This is a genomic window from Porcibacter vitabionis (assembly GCF_046263795.1).
Lineage (GTDB): Bacteria > Bacillota > Clostridia > Lachnospirales > Lachnospiraceae > Lachnocurva.
Genome location: NZ_JBJYZD010000016.1, coordinates 28816 through 47397, shown reverse-complemented (window position 1 = coordinate 47397; position 18582 = coordinate 28816). Strand labels below are relative to the sequence as shown.

The 18582-nt window shown below is 46.5% G+C and carries 15 protein-coding genes; 4 read left to right on the top strand and 11 right to left on the bottom strand.

Annotated elements, in window-relative coordinates; all coding sequences use genetic code 11:
* Nucleotides 1–567 (top strand): Mu transposase domain-containing protein (locus tag ACKX2L_RS10675; protein ID WP_497553257.1); only part of this gene is annotated, 567 nt, incomplete at its 5' end.
* Complete coding sequence (gene istB / locus ACKX2L_RS10670) at nucleotides 560–1321, top strand: IS21-like element helper ATPase IstB (protein ID WP_497550999.1); 762 nt, start codon at nucleotides 560–562, stop codon at nucleotides 1319–1321. The genes ACKX2L_RS10675 and istB, both read left to right, overlap by 8 nt.
* Nucleotides 1322–1367: 46 nt before the next feature.
* Here istB and ACKX2L_RS10665 read toward each other — a convergent pair whose 3' ends face one another.
* From ACKX2L_RS10665 to ACKX2L_RS10620, 10 genes are all read right to left on the bottom strand, one after another.
* Nucleotides 1368–2105: a glycosyltransferase family 2 protein gene (locus ACKX2L_RS10665; RefSeq protein WP_497553256.1), complete on the bottom strand. Its 738-nt coding sequence runs from the start codon at nucleotides 2103–2105 to the stop codon at nucleotides 1368–1370.
* A 54-nt stretch (nucleotides 2106–2159) separates the two neighbouring features.
* Entirely contained in the window at nucleotides 2160–3305 is a 1146-nt protein-coding gene (locus tag ACKX2L_RS10660) for a DUF4422 domain-containing protein (protein ID WP_497552005.1), read from the bottom strand.
* Nucleotides 3306–3618: 313 nt separating this feature from the next.
* Nucleotides 3619–4842 (bottom strand): galactitol-1-phosphate 5-dehydrogenase, encoded by a 1224-nt coding sequence (locus tag ACKX2L_RS10655; RefSeq protein WP_497552006.1) that lies wholly within the window; start codon nucleotides 4840–4842, stop codon nucleotides 3619–3621.
* A 78-nt stretch (nucleotides 4843–4920) separates the two neighbouring features.
* Nucleotides 4921–5628 carry an IspD/TarI family cytidylyltransferase gene (locus ACKX2L_RS10650; RefSeq protein WP_497552007.1) on the bottom strand — a complete coding sequence of 236 codons (708 nt, stop codon included), beginning with the start codon at nucleotides 5626–5628 and terminating at the stop codon, nucleotides 4921–4923.
* Nucleotides 5629–5674: 46 nt separating this feature from the next.
* Nucleotides 5675–6346 carry a ribulose-phosphate 3-epimerase gene (locus tag ACKX2L_RS10645; RefSeq protein WP_497552008.1) on the bottom strand — a complete coding sequence of 224 codons (672 nt, stop codon included), beginning with the start codon at nucleotides 6344–6346 and terminating at the stop codon, nucleotides 5675–5677.
* An 87-nt stretch (nucleotides 6347–6433) separates the two neighbouring features.
* The gene (locus ACKX2L_RS10640; RefSeq protein WP_497552009.1) at nucleotides 6434–8479 is read right to left on the bottom strand and encodes a LicD family protein; all 2046 of its coding nucleotides are present in this window, start codon (nucleotides 8477–8479) and stop codon (nucleotides 6434–6436) included.
* 158 nt (nucleotides 8480–8637) lie between these two features.
* On the bottom strand, nucleotides 8638–9471 hold the full coding sequence (locus ACKX2L_RS10635; RefSeq protein ID WP_497552010.1) for a flagellin N-terminal helical domain-containing protein: 834 nt from the start codon (nucleotides 9469–9471) through the stop codon (nucleotides 8638–8640).
* Nucleotides 9472–9623: 152 nt separating this feature from the next.
* A complete protein-coding gene (locus ACKX2L_RS10630; RefSeq protein WP_497552011.1) occupies nucleotides 9624–13253 on the bottom strand; it encodes an EAL domain-containing protein in 3630 nt (1209 codons plus the stop codon).
* Nucleotides 13254–13411: 158 nt separating this feature from the next.
* Nucleotides 13412–14695, bottom strand: a complete 1284-nt coding sequence (locus tag ACKX2L_RS10625) for an O-acetylhomoserine aminocarboxypropyltransferase/cysteine synthase family protein (RefSeq protein ID WP_497552012.1) — start codon at nucleotides 14693–14695, stop codon at nucleotides 13412–13414.
* 282 nt (nucleotides 14696–14977) lie between these two features.
* Nucleotides 14978–15556 (bottom strand): uracil-DNA glycosylase family protein, encoded by a 579-nt coding sequence (locus ACKX2L_RS10620; RefSeq protein ID WP_497552013.1) that lies wholly within the window; start codon nucleotides 15554–15556, stop codon nucleotides 14978–14980.
* Between the two features lie 177 nt (nucleotides 15557–15733).
* Between ACKX2L_RS10620 and ACKX2L_RS10615 the strand changes: the two genes are divergently transcribed.
* Both ACKX2L_RS10615 and ACKX2L_RS10610 read left to right on the top strand, forming a co-directional pair.
* A complete protein-coding gene (locus ACKX2L_RS10615) occupies nucleotides 15734–16147 on the top strand; it encodes an EamA family transporter (RefSeq protein WP_497552034.1) in 414 nt (137 codons plus the stop codon).
* Between the two features lie 156 nt (nucleotides 16148–16303).
* On the top strand, nucleotides 16304–17242 hold the full coding sequence (locus ACKX2L_RS10610; RefSeq protein ID WP_497553255.1) for a DUF2238 domain-containing protein: 939 nt from the start codon (nucleotides 16304–16306) through the stop codon (nucleotides 17240–17242).
* Between the two features lie 6 nt (nucleotides 17243–17248).
* Here ACKX2L_RS10610 and ACKX2L_RS10605 read toward each other — a convergent pair whose 3' ends face one another.
* Nucleotides 17249–18394, bottom strand: a complete 1146-nt coding sequence (locus tag ACKX2L_RS10605; RefSeq protein WP_497552015.1) for a glycerate kinase family protein — start codon at nucleotides 18392–18394, stop codon at nucleotides 17249–17251.
* Nucleotides 18395–18582: the final 188 nt, after the last annotated feature.

The following is an 18582-nucleotide window of genomic DNA, read 5'->3' as shown; positions in this document are numbered from 1 at the left end:
GATGATTATGGATTCCGTGTCCAGCCATGTATTGCCGCCACGCCAAAGACAAAAGGAAAAGTGGAATCTCCGATGCGGATTCTCGATGAACTCCGTGCATACAACGGTCGGCTGACTTACCTTGGATTCGTGGAACTTCTGGCAAAGATCAACGACAGGGAAAACTCGAAAGTACACCCCGGAACCGGGAAAATTCCGTTGATGTATTTGAAAAAAGAAAAGGATTCCTTCGGCCCGTTACCGCAGCAGACCATCAGGAATCCTTATCAGCTGGTCGATCATAAAGTCCGCATAGACAACGCCAGCCTCTTCCGCTACCGCGGAAAGCAGTATTCCGTACCGCCGGAATACATTGGAAAAAGCGTTACCCTGCAGGTTTACGATGACTACATCCATGTGTATTGTAACATGAAACTCATCGCACTGCATTCTTTGTCGGGAAAGAAAATCAACTATCAAGAGGACCATTACCGGGATCTCATCTGCAGAACGCATTCGTTTGCAGAAGAAAATATCGCAGCACGGGCAAAGGAAAATCTCAGGGCATTAGGAGCAGTGTATGAATAACAGCAGCATCTACAAACAGACGATACAGAACCTTGGAACACTCCGGCTGAACCAGATGAAACTCCATCTGGAAGAAGTCGCCGGAGATGTGGGAACAAAGAATCTTTCTTTTACGGAGGGACTCTTAAAACTAACGAATTATGAAGTGGACTTCAAGGAACAGTCTGCAGCACATAGTACGATTCATGCGGCGGCATTTCCGTTCGTAAAGACACTTTCGGATTTTGACTTCAGCTTCCAACCTTCCGTGAGCGAAGCCCAGATGCAGGAATTCTGCACCCTTGGATTTATGGAGAAGGCGGAGAATATCGTCTTTCTCGGATCGAGCGGAGTGGGTAAGACGCATCTGGCAACATCCATCGGGGTTGCTGCTGCAGAACACCATAACATCACCTATTTCATCAAATGCAGCGATCTTCTGCAGCAGTTGAGAAAAGCAAAGCTGGAGAATCGTCTGGAAGCGAGGCTGAAGCATTTCAACCACTACAAGCTTTTGATTATTGATGAAATCGGGTACCTTCCGATTGACAAGGAGGATTCCAACCTGTTTTTCCAACTGATCGATATGCGTTATGAGAAGAAAAGTACAATCCTGACGACAAATATCAATTTCGGAGATTGGGACAGCGTTTTTTATGATGCAGTCGTTGCAGATGCAATCCTGAATCGTGTTCTACATCATTCCCATGTCGTATCGATCACAGGAAAATCCTATCGGTTGAAGGACTTTGAACAGGAGGAGCCATTACCGTAAACTGTACATTTTTATTTAGGATTATTTGTACATTTCTACTTGACAGTTAATAAGTGCCTTCAACCACATGATTTGTGAAGAAACGAAAGAGTTTTTGATCTATCACACAACTTTTAGTATGTGTATGGCAGCATGATACTTCTGACTGCCTGTAAAAATAGATTACCTGTGGCAAGCAGGAAACACACTTAGCATAACGAAGGCAGGCTATCGTACAGGCTTCATCCTCAGCAAAGCGTATCCGAAGATCCATATTTCTTAATACATCTTGAATAATCTTTTTGTTATATAAAATTGGATACATAGTACACGACACAGAAACATCAAAGGGCCTCGGTTTCAATAAATGAGTTAAGACTTCCTCACCGGATAACACCCCTTGTAATACTTTTGATTCTTTCCCATATTTTTCACTTTGAAAGCGCTGGAGTTTTCCAAAAACCATATCCGCACAAGTTTGATGTTGTCTCGCAATTAAAGAACTACAGCAATCCGCTGTAACGAGATCATCCGCGTCAACAAACAACACCCAAGACCCTGTCGCATGTTCCACCCCCCTCTTCCTGGCAGTATTAGGGCCGCCATTTTCCTGATAGATATAGTGAAATCTTTGATCTGCTGATGCATATCTCCGGCAAATATTTTCTGTATCATCTGTCGACCCATCATCGATCAGCATAATTTCTATATTTTGGTAGTCCTGAGCTTTTAGACTATCTAAGCATTCATTCAAATAGCGTTCACCATTATAAATAGGAACAATAATTGAAATTAACTCTTCCATATTTTCTCCCCCCATACGAATAAAAACATTTACAATCATTCCGAAATACTCAAACTAATTCAGAAAGTTTTTATCTGCAAAAACGATTCTGTACTGATCTTTATGCATCAGAAAATACGCTGTCATAAGTCGTTCCGACAGGAATCCTGGATATCGGTTTTGATAAGAATCGTTCACATATCCAACTTCATCCGCTACTGCAAAGAGGATTGGGAAAAGCCACTCACAGTAATCTCTCAGAATCTGATGTTTCATCACGAACATATTACAAGGACTGTACAATCCGGATGATCTCAGATAATCAGAAATAAAGCCATAATCTTCAGGATGAATTTCTTTCAGTTTTGAAAGCATGACATCCCAAACAACCGGTATGTGTCGCATTCTAAAATTCTCCTCCAGCGTCGGTGCCACATAGAGGGGTACGGGAAGAAGTACGTCAATATGATTATCCTGCATTCGATTCAGCCAGTGATCAGGCAGAAGGAAATGTCTCCGATAGTGAACCATGCCAATGTAATCATCTTCCACATGCTTCCAGATCCAGTAAAGAGCTGTTAACTCACAGAATTGATGGTTCTTCTCGGAAATATTATCACCCACATTATCATAAGCGGCATCGGGTATTCTCCCTCTTGTCAGAGCGGTTCCGGCCTGTATGATTTTCTCTTCCGAAAGAAATGTGTAAGTATCTTTTAAATGATCCGTTCCAGCAGTATTAACCACATAAATAGAAGCCGTATTTATCTTGTCCCCGGTCTCACTTAATTTTAAAACAGGTTTTAAATGGAAAGTGTCATCTGGCTCAGTCTGTATGTGCCGATTGTACGTCAGATCTTCAATCTTCGTAAACTGCCTGTGATGCCTTGCGAAAATTGCCTTTACATATTGATTACGCAAAGACGTATCCAGTTCAGGTGTTACAGAAATGATTTCATGAAAGCCGATCTCGCGAAGCTCGCGTTCAATTTTCCGTTGATTTACCCCACGCGTGCCAATATATACAGGATATTGCGTATTTAATTTGCTTTGTTCCGAGATTGGGTAGATATGAAGTCCTCCGAATACTTTATCCCTATCAGGCATCTCCGGAGATACAAGATATGCCGATACCTTAAGGTTGCCATTTAAAAATTCCAAATATTCGCGTGTTGTCCGGGCTCTTGAGGATGCACCCGCTATATAAATATACTGGATCATTTTTAATAATCTCCCTCACTCCACAAGATAATCGCTCAATACCTTACTCGTATGCATCTGCTGCCATGGCACTCCTACATTCTTTTCGCAATATTGGCAGAGCTCTAATGGGCGATACAATTTCTTCTTCAAATCTCGTGCCGATTTTAGTTCCGGATTATAAGGGTCAACAGCTTCATTTTCAGGGAGATGCAAATGAAATGCATCATTAAGATAATGTTCCGTAAATGGCAAGAGTCAAGTCTGTAAGTGCATCAAAAACTTTTAAAGAAAATAAAGATGTTCCCCCCAATCGCCAATTTCCTTTTCATAGTTAAACCCTCTCCATTTCACTTGTGTGATTAACAACCATCACCTTCACATATTCTTCCGTCTTATTTCTCATAATCCGCAGCCCTTGTTCCAGTTTCTCCATCGGCAATCTCTGCGTGATCAGTGCTTCCGGTTTCACTCTTTCTTCTTTCAATAGCCTGCGCACGCAGTGCCAGTCGTCGTTTTCTTCGCCTGTGAAGGAGGAATTCCATGTGCCGATGACGGTCAGCTGATTTCGCAGAATCTTCCAATACACATCTCGTGGAAATTGCATATTCCCAGCCGGATTGCCAACAAATACAACGCGGCCAAGCGGAGCCGCTGCATCGATCGCCTGCACCGCCGTCTCATTTTTTCCGACGCACTCGAAGACGATATCCGCTCCCTGTCCATCTGTCCTGTCTAAAATCCAACGTTGCAAACTATTATCCTCATCATTCACAGGGCAATCGCTGTCCACACCGCTGATATTTCCCTGGGTATATCCATAAGCTGTAATCCTCTTCACATTATCCTTCCCAGAAGAAAAGAATATGGGACATTGCTGCTTATCCGAAGCCGCTGGATAAATATTTTCCTTCGGAATTCCAAGTCTTTGTGCAATATCCCGTTGATAATCTTTTTTTCCGGAGACCAGAATCTGTTGATATCCCGCACTGCAAAGCAAAGATGTGAGCAACAGTCCTATCGTGCCGAGACCAATGACCGCAATCCGGATCGACGGATCCGATGTGAATCCCTCCGTTCCGAAATCAGGGATTGTCCGCCGGATCGCATGCATGGCAACGCTCATCGGCTCCAGCATCGCCGCCGCCTCCATGGATACCGAATTCGGAATTTCTATCAGATTGGCGGCCGGCACGCGCACTAGTTCAGCGAATCCCCCGTCACAGCGGGATCCCAGATAATTATAATGGCGGCAGAGCTCATATCTTTTCTGCCGGCATGGTCCGCATTTTCCACATGGAATTAGTGGGAAGACACCGACACGTTTACCGATCCACATATTATCAACATGGGCTCCTATCTTCTCTACAACTCCTGAAAATTCATGTCCGGGAATCAATGGCATGACGTGGGCACCAGTTTGATAAATACGGGGGATATCCGATCCGCAGATGCCTGCGCAGAATACCCGAATCAACACTTCATCAGCGATTGGCTCCGGATCTTGAACTTCAGTAAAACGAATATCTCCGATATCATACAGAACATTTGCCTTCATAATGGCCACCATTTCAATTTTTGACAAAAATACGATTAAGATTTACGAAACAGGAAATTTATTCGAACCTAAGTATTCTCATGTAGTTGCATTGGAGAGGATCTGCTTTGCTCTTTCCAGATCTTCGAATGTTGTTACCTTGAAATTACCTGGATCTCCAGGCAGGACAGCCATATCTAATCCAGCCAGAAGAGCCGGCTCTGTGGATCCTTTGATTGTTCGAATCTGCTCCGGCAGCAGGGACTCATTCGCTCTAAGATACGGTCCAAACCGAAATGCTTCCGGTGCCTGTCCAGCGTAGATCTGTTCCCTTGGAATACAGCCACTTAATGATTTACCGTCCATACTCCAGTAGATAGTATCGGAAACAGGAAGTACCGGAATTGCACCATCATGCTTTTGTGCGGTATCAAGTGTTTTGTTCAACAGATCAACTGTTACGAATGGACGAGCTGCATCGTGTATTAATACGAAGTCATCCTCAGACAGCATGTCTTTTAAATCTTTCAATGCATGAAATATCGATAGTTGACGAGTGTCTCCCGGCTCTGAAAAAGCATAGGTCTTGACAACTCGTTTTTCACATATTTGATCAATGATCTTTCGAATCTTATTATGCCAAGGCTCTGCGGCCACAATCTGCAGATGGGATATTTCATTACAATTAAGGATCGTAGAAAGTGGGTTATAAATCATCATACGTCCATTAATCTCGATATATTGCTTTGGAACACTTGATCCGGTACGCCTACCAACGCCACCGGACAACAGAATTACTGTATTCATTCGATTTCACCCTTAGCATCATTGCTTTCTTATTCTGAGCAATATTTTATTCTCTATCAGGTATCCAGCTATGAATATCGTTTAAAATATCCTTATAGGAACGATTTTTACCGAATAATACTGTAGTACCCAATACAAACCCATCCATTCCTTCAGGACCATATTTTCGAATTTTATCTTCTCCACAAGCGCCGTCCCAGAACATCTGAAAGTCCATTTCTTGTTTCAGCTTGTAGAGTTTATGAATTTTTGTGTCCACGAAAGGTAGGAACATCTGACCGGCATTTCCTGGATTTACTGTCATGACGAGAACCTTATCGACGATTCGCAGCATCTCTGTCACCGTCTCGACACTGGTTCCGGGATTGATTGCAAGGCCTGGAATCATCCCGGCATCAATGATCTTCTGAATCGTTGTTGACGGATGATACTCTGCCTCCGGATGGATATAAACCGTATCACCAGGTCGAAGGCATTGAAGAAACCATTCAATCGAGCCATTCGGGTGCTCCACCATAAGATGCACATCAATCGGCCGGTCTGTAAGTCCCGCAATACATCGGAGATCATTCAATGACATAGCAAAGTTTGAAACAAAACGTCCGTCCATGATATCGACATGGAAGGAATCAATTCCAGCTTCTTCAAGGTCATGAACCTCCTTCTCAAGATTGCGGAAATCCGCACACATCATTGATGCTGTAAATTTGTATCCCATTTTTTCCTCACTTATCGCAGCTAAACGCTATAGATTCAAGGCTCTGTGATCCGGCAGATACTGATTTTTATTTCATCAACAATACCATCAGTCCACGTTTTGCACCAAGTGTTGATATATATTTTCAGCCACTTTTGTCTTCTTCTCAGAGTCGTCCAGAGGGGACCCCCAGCTTGCAATTTTCTCTTCCCAATAGGATTCAGGAATGTCCTTTTCCATCTCTTCCGCAGCCTTGATATACAGACACCGAACAGGTTCTGACTGTACAACAGTCCGATCTGCATAAAAGACACCCGGAATCTGTGCAAAGTATTTTACAGTGACCCACTGAGGGTCATTTTCTGTAAAGGCATCTATCTTAAACCATGGAATATAGATCAGTTGATCCGTATATTTCCAAAGAACTTTTGTATAAAGGGAAAGGGGGACGGAACGAATGTAATTAAAATAATCATATCCATTTACCGTAATAATCAAATCCGGATGGCGCGATGCAATGGGATAAGATTCCTCCGTGACCATTTGGACCTCATCAGGTATACCACTTGGGGGGTCCATCTTTTTATCTTCTTTCAAACTGGAATCTGCATTCTTATAAAAGAAAGGCATCATTAAAACAGAGACATCGGCAGCAGGATCTTCGGAAAACACTTTCCAGAGGCTTTCGATTGCTTTCCAGTTTTTCCTTCGATCAAGAAGAAATAATACCTCCCTTCGATCCAGGTATTCTGTCTGAATCTGGTTTCTCATGATATCAAAAAGATTCTTCTGGCATTTGAGATTCTCCAGTGTCAGCTCTCCTTTGGTCAATAAAACAAAACATTGGTATACCTGTTCGCAGTACGCCTCTATGGTCGGAATACAAACATGCTTCGTTCCCCGGCTGCTTTCAATCTGATTTCCAATAGCAACAGCCAATTTTTGCAAATTCTGACTCACCTCTTCGATATCAGATGCATCCATCTCTGCAAGTCTGTTGTCAATCATATCCTGAAGCCTTGCCAGTATCGACAAATATTCTCGAACCGTCTGCTTGGGAGAAGGAAGTCTCTTATCCGGAGTCGGCATTTCTTCTTTCTTACATGTGAAATGGTAGGGATTGAACTCCAGCTCATTGTATTGTAACATTTCCCTTTCAAATTTATCGAAGAAAGGGTATTGATGAACGGCTGTGCCGATTATTCTCTTATTGTAGTCTCCGTAAATACCTTGAAGAATCTTGTCATAGGCCGCAGGTACCGGGTAAAATCTCCCTTCAAAGGGCATTTCTACCACCTCATCAAAGAAGTGTTTATCCCATCCCGAGAACCCATTATAAAGATCATTCGGATAGGCTCTCACCAGGTCGGATTCCTCTTCTTTGAAATACGACACTAGCCCGGTATAGACAAGATTGATCTGTGGAAGTAAGGGTTCTGTCTTGGAAAATTTATGATCTGTCAAAAGGACCAGATTTTCCAGTTCCTTCAGAGTTGCATTATAAGCTGCATTTTCCATTTTGCCCTGTTCCAGTTCGTCTATCGAAATATTTCTTGCCTTGCTATTAACCCCTTCAAATGATAAATCTGCAGACGATGCATGCACTCCAGTATTCTCTGATGAATCCGGCTTCTTGTCTAAAGCATTTAGGGAGAGATTTACATTCACTGCAGCTTTGACCGCAACATCTCTCCACTCTTCATCTTCCTCATTTCTGGATACATAGTCCAATACAAAAAGGTCGATGGTGGTAGTATAGGGTTGGTCACGATTCCTCCTGAGCTCATCTTTATCAAAAGAAATCCGGACTTTTGAATTCGTAAGGATTGGTGTGTAGCAATCATAATCTGACATTCTGGACTCCAAGATCTGAAAGTTGCAGCTTTTTTCACTATTCAAAAGCTTAAGTAAACAGTTAAAATCATTGCGGAGCATCCAGATATCGCAATCATCATCCCATGGAATAAAACCATGATGGCGGACGATGCCTAGGAGGGAACCATATGCCATAAACCAACGGAGGCCATGCTTCTTGCAATATTCATTCAGAAAATCCAGTGCATCTACCTGCGCAGCCCAGATTTTCTTCACCATCCCATTTACATAAAATCCTTCTCTGACTTCATCTTCTTCAAATTCCTTTGGTAATCCCATGGATTGGCCTCCGTTTATTAATTAAAAATGCCTCCCGAAAACCGGAAGGCATTTTACTTACAACAATCCCATACGCTGTGATAATAAGGGCTCTCCTTGTCCTTGTTCACAAGGAGCCTTTCCTATTACCAGGTTAATTCTAAGAATTCGTTCTTAAATTAACCTCTCAGCAGAGTCAGAACACCCTGACCGGACTGGTTCGCCTGTGCAAGCATAGACTGTGCAGCCTGAGACAGAATATTGTTCTTGGTGTATGCTGCGATTTCCTTTGCCATGTCGGTATCACGGATACGAGACTCAGCTGCAGTAACATTCTCGTTAGTGGTCTTCAGGTTGTTGATGGTGTGCTCCAGACGATTCTGCTTAGCACCAAGTTTTGCACGATAGGAAGACACTGTGTTGATTGCATTCTTGATCGCTGTGATTGCATGATTTGCCCCAGAGACAGATTTCATGGAAAGAGCATTTACGCCAAGAGAGACAGCTGTCATCTTCGCCTGAGGAATAGAAAGAACCTCTGTTGAAGTAGGTCCAATCTGTAACTGAATTGTCTTAGTTGATGATGTAGCCAGAGGAGACAGCCCATTATACTTTGTGTTATTTGCGATCCGGGTGATCTCGTCTGCCAGCTCTGTGATCTCGCTCTGAATAGCGGACCTAGCAGTCTTACCTTCGTCCTGGGTAGAATATGTACCATTCGCAGCCTGTGTAGCCAGTGTGGTCATACGCTGAAGCATGGAGTGAGTCTCGGTCAGAGCGCCCTCTTCGGTCTGGATGAGGCCGATGGCATCATTTGCGTTAGCTTCTGCCTGATCAAGTCCATTGATCTTAGAACGCATGGACTCGGAAATTGCAAGACCAGCTGCATCGTCTGCTGCACGGTTGATTCTGTAACCGGAAGACAGCTTCTCAAGGTTCTTAGAGAGTGCGTTCTGGTTGGTGTTTAACTGACGATAAGAATTAACTGCTGAAATATTGTGCTGAATTACCATAATTAATTTCTCCTTTGTTTTTGCTTCACCAGAACTTCCCTGTCCTGATTTCTGCTTCCGGCCGGGCCCGGGTCGGAAGCACCGCTTTTTTATTTACATTTACTATATCGAACCCCTTTTCTGAAATATAAGGCGTTTTGAAAAAAATAATTCTATTCTTTCTCTCCCACCATATAGCGGATCAGATGGTGGAGCGCATCGATATAGCGGATCTGGTTGGCATTGTTCTCGTCCATGATCGTGATCCTCACCTCTGCCGTCAGGGCACAGGGCAGATCCTCGACATTTCGAAGATGACCGATGGCTTCTTGCAGTTGGCGCTTCATCTTTTCCAGGCCTTCTTTATTTCCGGTCTGTATCAGCATGGCAAAGTGACTTCCTGTCAGTCTGGCGGTAGTGGACACTCTTCCGCTTAACTCTCGAAGGATCTCTGCGATCTGGCGAAGCAGCTTATCACCGGCCTCGGATCCGTAACGATCCTTAAAACTCTCATGTTCCGGCACCCACAGATAGATGAGGCTGAAAACTTCTCCCTCAGTCCAAAGCGCCTCCAGATAATTCCGGCAGCTTTCCACAATTCCAAGGCTATTCTGCAGGCCGGTCACAGGATCCACCATAACCATCTGTCCGGACCTGTCCGCCAGACCGAGGAATTCTTCCAATGGTGCGAATTTCCCCATGAGGCCGATGATCCGGCCATCCTTATAGACCGGCATCTTGCTTGCCAGAATTTTCTCCTGCCGACCGCGACTGATACAGTTTCCCAGCACATTGTAGAAGCTTTGGCCGTGTCGAAGCACATCCAGTTCATCATTTCGGAAGGGATCCTTCTCCACATGCCAGCCCATGTCCTCATCTGTCTTGCCCCGGATGTCATCCACGGAATCAAAGCCGTAGAAATCCAGGAAACTCTGGCTGGCTCCGAGGAAGCGTCGTTCCTTGTCTTTCCAGAAGTACATTTCTTTGCCGAAGAGCACCTGATTCCTCCAAAGCAGAGCATCTGTCATGACAGGCCCCAAATTCCGGTCTGTCTCTCCTTCAGATTGGAACGATTCTTCCTGCGCAATCGTTTGAATCAATTCCGGAAACAGATCAATCGGCAGCGTAACATCCAGATAGCGCATGGAATCGGTTTTTGGAACCGACATCAGAATATGGAGGAGCCACTCATATTCACCGTCTGACTTTCCGCTTCGAAGGAAAGCTGTCAGATTCTGTCCTTTTGCCTTCTGAATCCGTTCTCGTAAGGTCATAGGATTCACAAAGTCCCAGTATTTCTCATGATCCGGCGGATAGACGAATCGCTCGCAGTAGTCCTGAAGCGCCTGGTTTAAGCCCACCGGCGACCAGCCGGTCCCGATCGGCTGATCACTATCGGCGGATTTCAGGCCTGTGATGGTCGATTCCTCGAGATCGATGACTGCAATATCGTGGCAGAGATAATAGAGGAGCTGGATATAATCCGCCATCTTTTGATTCTGCGTCCGCATATCCAGACTGATATAGCGAAGTTCGAGTGCATATGCATAGTAATTTCCGTGCCTTGCAATGGTTACGCCGGAAAGCTCCATATAGTGGTTTCCGGACGGATAGGTCGCGATCTGCAGTCCCTCCCGTTTTCGCAGCTGCTCGTCACAGTACTTCCTATGGAAAATGTAGGCCGGACTGGACTTTGCATTGATCTCCTTCAGCCATTCCTCGATCCCGTTGACTCCGTCCCTTCGAAGAACATTCGTATATTCCTGATTGATATAGAGGCAGCTGAGGTTCTCTCCATCGTCTTCTATGATGCAAAGGGGCTGATTGGTCTGGAAATTGACCCGGCCGATCGCGTCATAGTAATTTTTCCAGGAGGTCTTCTCTTCTTCGATATGAAGTTCCCGGATCCTTTCTACGAAACTCTTCTTATCCATAGGCTTTCCGATATAGTAACCCTGGATCTTCTCGCAGCCGATCCGGCGGAGAAAGTCATACTGTTCCTTGGTTTCAACACCTTCTGCCAGGGTCTGGATACCGATCTTCTTCGCCATCTGGACAATGGATGTCACAATGCTCCGGGCTCTGTAATTAGACTGGGCCAGAAAGCTCATATCGATTTTCAGCTCATCAAAATTCAATTCTCTAAGCGATCCAAGGGAAGAATATGCCGTGCCGAAATCATCCATCCAAACCTGAAAACCCAGATTATGAAAGTCATTGATATAGCTTCGGATCCTTTCCTGATGACGAACAAAAGCACTTTCCGTGATCTCGATATTGATGTTTTCCCTGGGAACACTGTATTTCTGTGCCAGTCCTTCCAGCTTCTGAATGAGATCCGGCTGGCGGAAATCTTTCCGGGAGAGATTGATGGAAACCGGGACGGATTTCATACCCCTGTCATTTCTCTCCTTGTAATCTTTGCAGACCTGTTCTGCGATATAGATGTCAAAATCCGTGGTCAGGCCGTGCTCCTCCAGGACCGGGATAAACTGTCCCGGGGAGATCATGTCATAGACCGGATCGATCCAGCGGGCCAGGGCTTCGGCTCCACAGAGCTTTCCGGTCAGGGTTCGGACAACCGGCTGATAATAGACCTGGATCCAGCCCTCCTTCATGGCTTTTCGAAAGTTCTGCAGGACATATTTCCGGATATTATTGTCTTTGAGCATACTCAAATCAAAGTGGGCAGCTTCCGAATGAATGGAATCCGCCAGTGTCCCGGCCGCCATCCGGGCCCGGTCGCAGGCATCGGAAATGTCATTGATCTCGAACTCTTTCACGGATCCGGGCTTGGCCTCTGCCGCCCGGGTCTCTTGATTGGAAGCCTTCTGGGTTGATTCTTCCCTGTCGTCTGCAAAGCAATAGATTCCGACTTTGACCGGCAGGGAATTGCCTTCATTCAATTGACCGGTTTCCTGAAAGAGACGCTGAATCTCATCATCCATCCTTTCCTCATCCGTCAGGGTGGTAAACCGCTCGCCGCTGCTGCGGGCAGACGTCTCTACGCCGAAGATCTTCCGGATCAAAGAGCCGAATCCCCGCAGGAGTTCATTTCCTCTCTTAAAGCCATTCATGGTGTTGTACTCACGAAGGCCGCTAAGCTCGATCCAGAGGAGGGCAGCTTTCTTTCCGGTCTTTTGCATTTCTTCCATCTGCTCCGGCGCAACTTCAAAGAAGTGGCTGAGATTGGGAAGACCGGTCAGATCATCATATTGGTTTCTATGGAAGCCGTTATCACGATCGATTCTGCCCCACATACGCTGCTTGAGATCCCGGGCCTGGTCTGGATTTTGAAAGGCCGAAGGGTGGAGATTCTCTGACAAAGCCGTCGTTTCATCCATATAAAACACGGTAAAAATGCGCTTGCCCTCACAGTCGATCTGGCTTCCGACCGCGTGGATGGTATGCCACTCGGTCTGATCAGGCCTGCGGTTACGGTAGTAGACATTGTATGGGGCCCCCTGGCGGATAAATGCACTGGACTGGTCGAATACCCGGGCTGCATCCTCCTGATTGATATCCTGCCTCAGGTCCTCTTCGATATGCCGGGCGGCTTCTTCCCGGGAACTGTAATGGAAAACTTGTAAGAAGGTCTGGTTAAAGTATTCCGCCTTCAACCTGTCATTCTGGCAGGAGAAGACAGAGACTGCCATCGGGACAACCTCGAAATATTGCAGGGCCGCAGCGGGCAGACAGTCGCCGGCAACATCGATCATTTCCGGGCTCTCAGTCTTTTGACCATTCCATTCCCCTGCCGATTTGATCTGGGTCGCTTGTTTCTTGTCTTCCTGATTGATCACAGTCAGTCCCCCCTTTTGAGGAATTTTCCCTTCTCTTGTTTCCAGTTACAGGTCTTCCATCGTCGTATCTTGTGATGATGTCGGGATGAAAGTCCTTGCCCCATACTGCTCTAATCTCTTGCCGAATAACCGGCCAGAACCGCTTTGGTCTTACTTTCTCAAATCTGGTCCAGTGCCTGCGAAATGTCTTCTATCAGATCGTCCCCATCTTCCAGTCCGCAGGAGACACGGATCAGGCCTGCCGGAATGCCTGCTTCCCGCAGCTGATCTTCGGTCAGCTGCCGATGGGTGGATGTTGCCGGGTTCAGGCAACAACTTCTGGCATCTGCCACATGGGTCTCAATGGCGATGAGTTTCAAACTCTTCATGAATTTCGATGCGGCTTCCCGGCCACCGGCCAGCTCGAAGGAAACGACGCCGCAGGAGCCATTGGGGAGATATTTCTCCGCCAATTTATGATAAGGATCGTCCGGAAGGCCGCAGTAGTTCACATGCAGAACCTTGGGATGCTGATTCAAAAATTCCGCCACCTTCTGGCCGTTCTCTGAGTGACGGGCCACACGAACATGAAGGCTTTCCAGGCCGAGATTCAGATAGAAAGCATTCTGTGGTGACTGGATGGAACCGAAATCCCGCATGAGCTGGGAAGTGCACTTGGTAATAAAGGCGCCTTCCTTGCCAAATTTTTCCGCATAGACGATGCCATGATAGGATTCATCCGGTGTGCAGAGTCCGGGGAACTTATCGGCATGAGCCATCCAGTCGAACTTGCCGGAGTCTACAATGGCTCCACCGACTGCTGTGCCATGTCCATCCATGTATTTGGTCGTGGAGTGTGTAACGATATCAGCGCCCCACTCAAAAGGCCTGCAGTTGATCGGTGTTGCAAAGGTATTATCTACAATTAACGGGACACCGTGAGCATGGGCTGCTTTGGCGAATTTCTCAATATCCAGGACGGTCAGCGCCGGATTGGCAATCGTCTCACCAAAGACGCACTTGGTATTATCACGGAAGGCTGCGTTGAGTTCTTCTTCGCTGCAATCCGGCTCTACGAAAGTGACATCGACCCCCATCTTCTTCATGGTGACAGCGATCAGGTTGAAGGTTCCGCCATAGATACTGGCGGAAGCCACAATATGATCATGATTCGTTGCAATATTAAAAAGAGCGAAGAAATTGGCAGCCTGACCGGAACTTGTCAGCATGGCTGCACTACCGCCTTCCAGTTCTGCAATCTTCGCTGCGACATAGTCATTGGTCGGATTCTGAAGTCTGGTATAGAAATAGCCGTTGGCCTCCAGATCAAAGAGTTTTCCCATATCCTCGCTGGTGTCATATTTAAAAGTTGTGGACTGAATAATGGGGATCTCTCTGGGTTCTCCATTGCCGGGATGATAGCCTCCCTGTACGCAAGTGGTGTCAAGTCTTCTCTTTTCCATCTCTTTTTCCCTTTCTTTTTCCTTTTCCTATTATCTTACTTATTTCTTTCCTTTTTTTCTTACTGTTTTCTTTCCTTTTTTTCTTACTTTTTACTTTCCTTTTTTCTTACTATATCATGAATTTAATCTCTTATGCTTTATCGTTTGATCTATTTCCTTACATTTCAATTTACAAAACATCTTCTCCGGGCTTGTCTGTCCTGCAGGCCATGGCAAACTCCATGGTTACAGCCGGGATCCCTGAGAGCACAAGACCCATGAGATAGAGGAGGGCAAAGTCAGTCACTGCCCCAGAATCTCCCCGACTCTCTGCTTTAGTTCAGGCACGACTTCGGCTTCAAACCAGGGATTTTTCGCCTGCCAGCGGAAATTCAGAGGGCTCGGATGCACGATCGGGAAAAATTCCGGCAGATATTCCCGGAAGGCAGCAACTGTCTCCGTCAGGTTTCTTTTCCTGTCCTTCAGATAGTAATCCATCGAATATTTTCCGATCAGGATCGTCATCCGGATGTTCGGCATCAAAGGCAGCATTTTCGGATGATACTCCTCTGCGATGAATTTTCTCGGCGGCAGATCGCCGGTCTTGCCCTTGCCCGGATAATAGAAATCCATAGGCACGATCGCAATTTTCTCTGAGTAAAATGTAGACCGGTCGATACCCATCCACTGCATCAATTTCTCGCCCGACTTATCGTTAAAAAGGATCCCAGTCTCTTCTACTTTCCGACCGGGCGCCTGGCCGATGATCAGGATCCTCGCCTGATCCGAGGCCTGGAATATGGGTGGAATCCCGGCTTCGGTATAAGTTTGATTCCGTGGATCCGCCTTCAGTTCTTCTATGATTTCTTCGAATGGTGACAAAGCAAGTTTCCTCCGATGGTTTTGCTCCGGTTCCTATACATTTTTCCTACATATTATATAACAAATCTGTGTAAATCGACTATAATATGTTTCATCAAAGGTGGGCAGGACCTGCCCATTGCATGGCCCAAATTTTAAAAAGAACGGGAGATTGAAATGAAAAAGGAGAAATCTATGATGTGGCTTGTTTTTGCACTTGGTTCCGCAATTTTCGCAGCTTTGACCTCGATCCTTGCCAAGGTCGGTATTGATGGCGTCAACTCCAACCTCGCCACCGCCATCCGAACCTGCGTGGTCGTCCTTCTGGCCTGGGGAATGGTTTTTCTGACACACGCCCAGGGCGGTATCACGAATATCGGCACAAAAAGCTGGATCTTTTTGATTCTTTCCGGGCTGGCAACCGGTGCATCCTGGCTCTGTTACTACCGTGCCCTGCAGATCGGAGAAGTTTCAAAGGTCGTTCCCATCGATAAGATGAGTACCGTCATCACCTTGATTCTGGCCTTTCTTTTCCTCCATGAATCCTTCACCATAAAGTCGGTTATCGGCATGCTGCTTCTTACGGCAGGAACACTGGTTATGATTCTGTAAGAGGATTGTCAGGTTCTCTAGAGGTTTCTCTATCTCTAGAGGTTTCTCTATCTCTAGAGGTTTCGCTATCTCTACAGGTTCCTTTATCTCTACAGGTTCCTCTATTTGTAAAAAAAAGTGCCGATCTATAAATAAGATTCTTCAAAGGGAGGACGTATGAATCTGCGAAAAAAAATCACCTATCTGAAAGAACGGATTTCACTGAATAAAAGGGCTTTCACCCTCTACATGGTTTTACGAGGTCTTGTGATCCTGACAGCAGTCCGCTGTTTCTTCCAGGGCAATTTCGAAGGCCTGGCCCTCTGCATCCTCTCTCTTTTACTGTTTCTTGTCCCGTCTTTCCTGGAAGAGAAGCTGAAAGTTGACCTGCCGCCTCTGTTCGAATGTTTTATCTATGGTTTTATCTTTGCCGCCGAGATCCTCGGCGAAGTCAATAAATACTACACCCGGATCCCCGGCTGGGATACCATGCTTCATACCCTGAACGGCTTCCTCTGTGCAGCAATCGGTTTTTCTCTGGTCTACATTTTGAATAAAAAGAGTAAAAATATAAACCTCTCTCCATTCTACCTGGCCATCGTCGGCTTCTGTTTCTCGATGACGGTCGGCGTGATCTGGGAGTTTTTCGAATACACGATGGACAGCCTCTTTTTCCTGGATATGCAAAAGGATTTCATTGTGACAAAGATCGGAACGGTGACTCTCGATCCGACCAAGACACAGACCCCGGTCGTTATCGACCACATCACAAAGACGGTCATTTCCACCGCCGGCGGAAAGACCTATACAGTAAATGGCGGTTATCTGGACATCGGCATCAATGACACCATGAAGGATCTTCTGGTCAACTGCGCCGGTGCTCTGGTTTTCTCCGTGTTCGGTTATATCTACGAGAAGACCAAATCCCTGTCCGGAAAGGATCGGAATCCGGCGGCCAATATCGCGGCCTCTCTTATGGTTTCGCCTCTGACGGACGAAGATCTGGAGAAGCAGAAGCAAACGATCCTGGACCGAAAGACCGAGCTGGCGGGCAAGAGAAGAAAAAGAGAGCTTCGGAAACGGAAGCTCTCAGACGAAGAAGCAGGAAAAAAGTGAGGCGGACTATGATTGATAGCCCACGCTGTCCTGGCGCATTTCCCAGAGCCTCATCACCTGCTCTACCGTATCGATCATATCCTGACGTGCATTATCCGCCTTCATGGCGTCCTCGAGAGAGATGGAGACCCGCCGGGTAGGGAAAAAGGCATCAATGCCACAGGTGTTTAAGATCCGGGCATCCCTGGTGGCGCTTCCGGAGAATGCGATCACCGGCTTCCCGTATTTCTTTCCGATCCGAGCCACGCCGACCGGCGCCTTACCCATGGCGGACTGGGAGTCCAGCCGACCCTCGCCTGTGATCAAGAGGTCGCAATCCTTGACATAATCGGACAGCCTCGTCACCTCCAGCACCAGATCTATGCCGGACTCCAGCCTTGCACCCAGGAAAGTCTGCAGGGCAAAACCAAGACCGCCGGCAGCACCTGCTCCCTCTGCCTCCGGATCTCCTCCCGACAGATCTGCGAAATGGGAAAGCCAGGCATCCATCCGAACAATATCCTCCGGACCTGCCCCCTTCTGCGGGCCGAAAATCGCCGAGCAGCCCTTGTTACCGCAGAGCGGATTCTTCACATCGCAAGCCACACGAAAATGACATTTCTCTAATTCCGGCAGAGCATTTTCGGTTGAAATATAGACCAGTTCTGCCAGTCCCTCTGCCCCGGGCTTTATTTCCCTGCCCTCGGAATCCTGTAAGGAAAAACCAAGCGCCTGAAGCATTCCGGCACCGCCGTCATTGGTCGCCGAACCGCCGATGCCGAGAATAAAGGATCTGCATCCCTTTTGAATCGCATCCTTTATCATCTCGCCAACGCCAATCGTTGTGGCCTTCATAGGATCCAGACTGCCTCCGGGCGGAAGCAGAGTGATCCCTGCTGCCTGACTCATTTCCATCACGGCACCACCATCCGGCAGAATGCCATAATGGGCCTTGACCTGATTCCGGAAGGGGCCGGTCACTTGAACTTCTTCCAGATGACCGCCCATACCAAGGGTCAGGGCCTCTGTGGTGCCTTCGCCGCCGTCTGCAACCGGACGGATCACGATCTCTGCCCCGGGGTCTGCCAGAAGAATTCCTTCCTTGATCGCTTCCCCGGCCTCTAAGGATGACAGGGACCCTTTCAGAGAATCTGTTGCAATTACGATCTTCATTTCCACTCTGCTCCCTACGTGATGATCTCTTTGATGCAAGTGAACTTGTTCATAAAATGCCCCGGGGGATGAAATCTCCAATCAGTTCTTTGATATGCATGGTCGGTCACCCTCCGGATTTGAACCTTTTTACATTTTATTACATTTTTACTTCAAGAATAATACATTTTGAAAATGTACTCTTTATG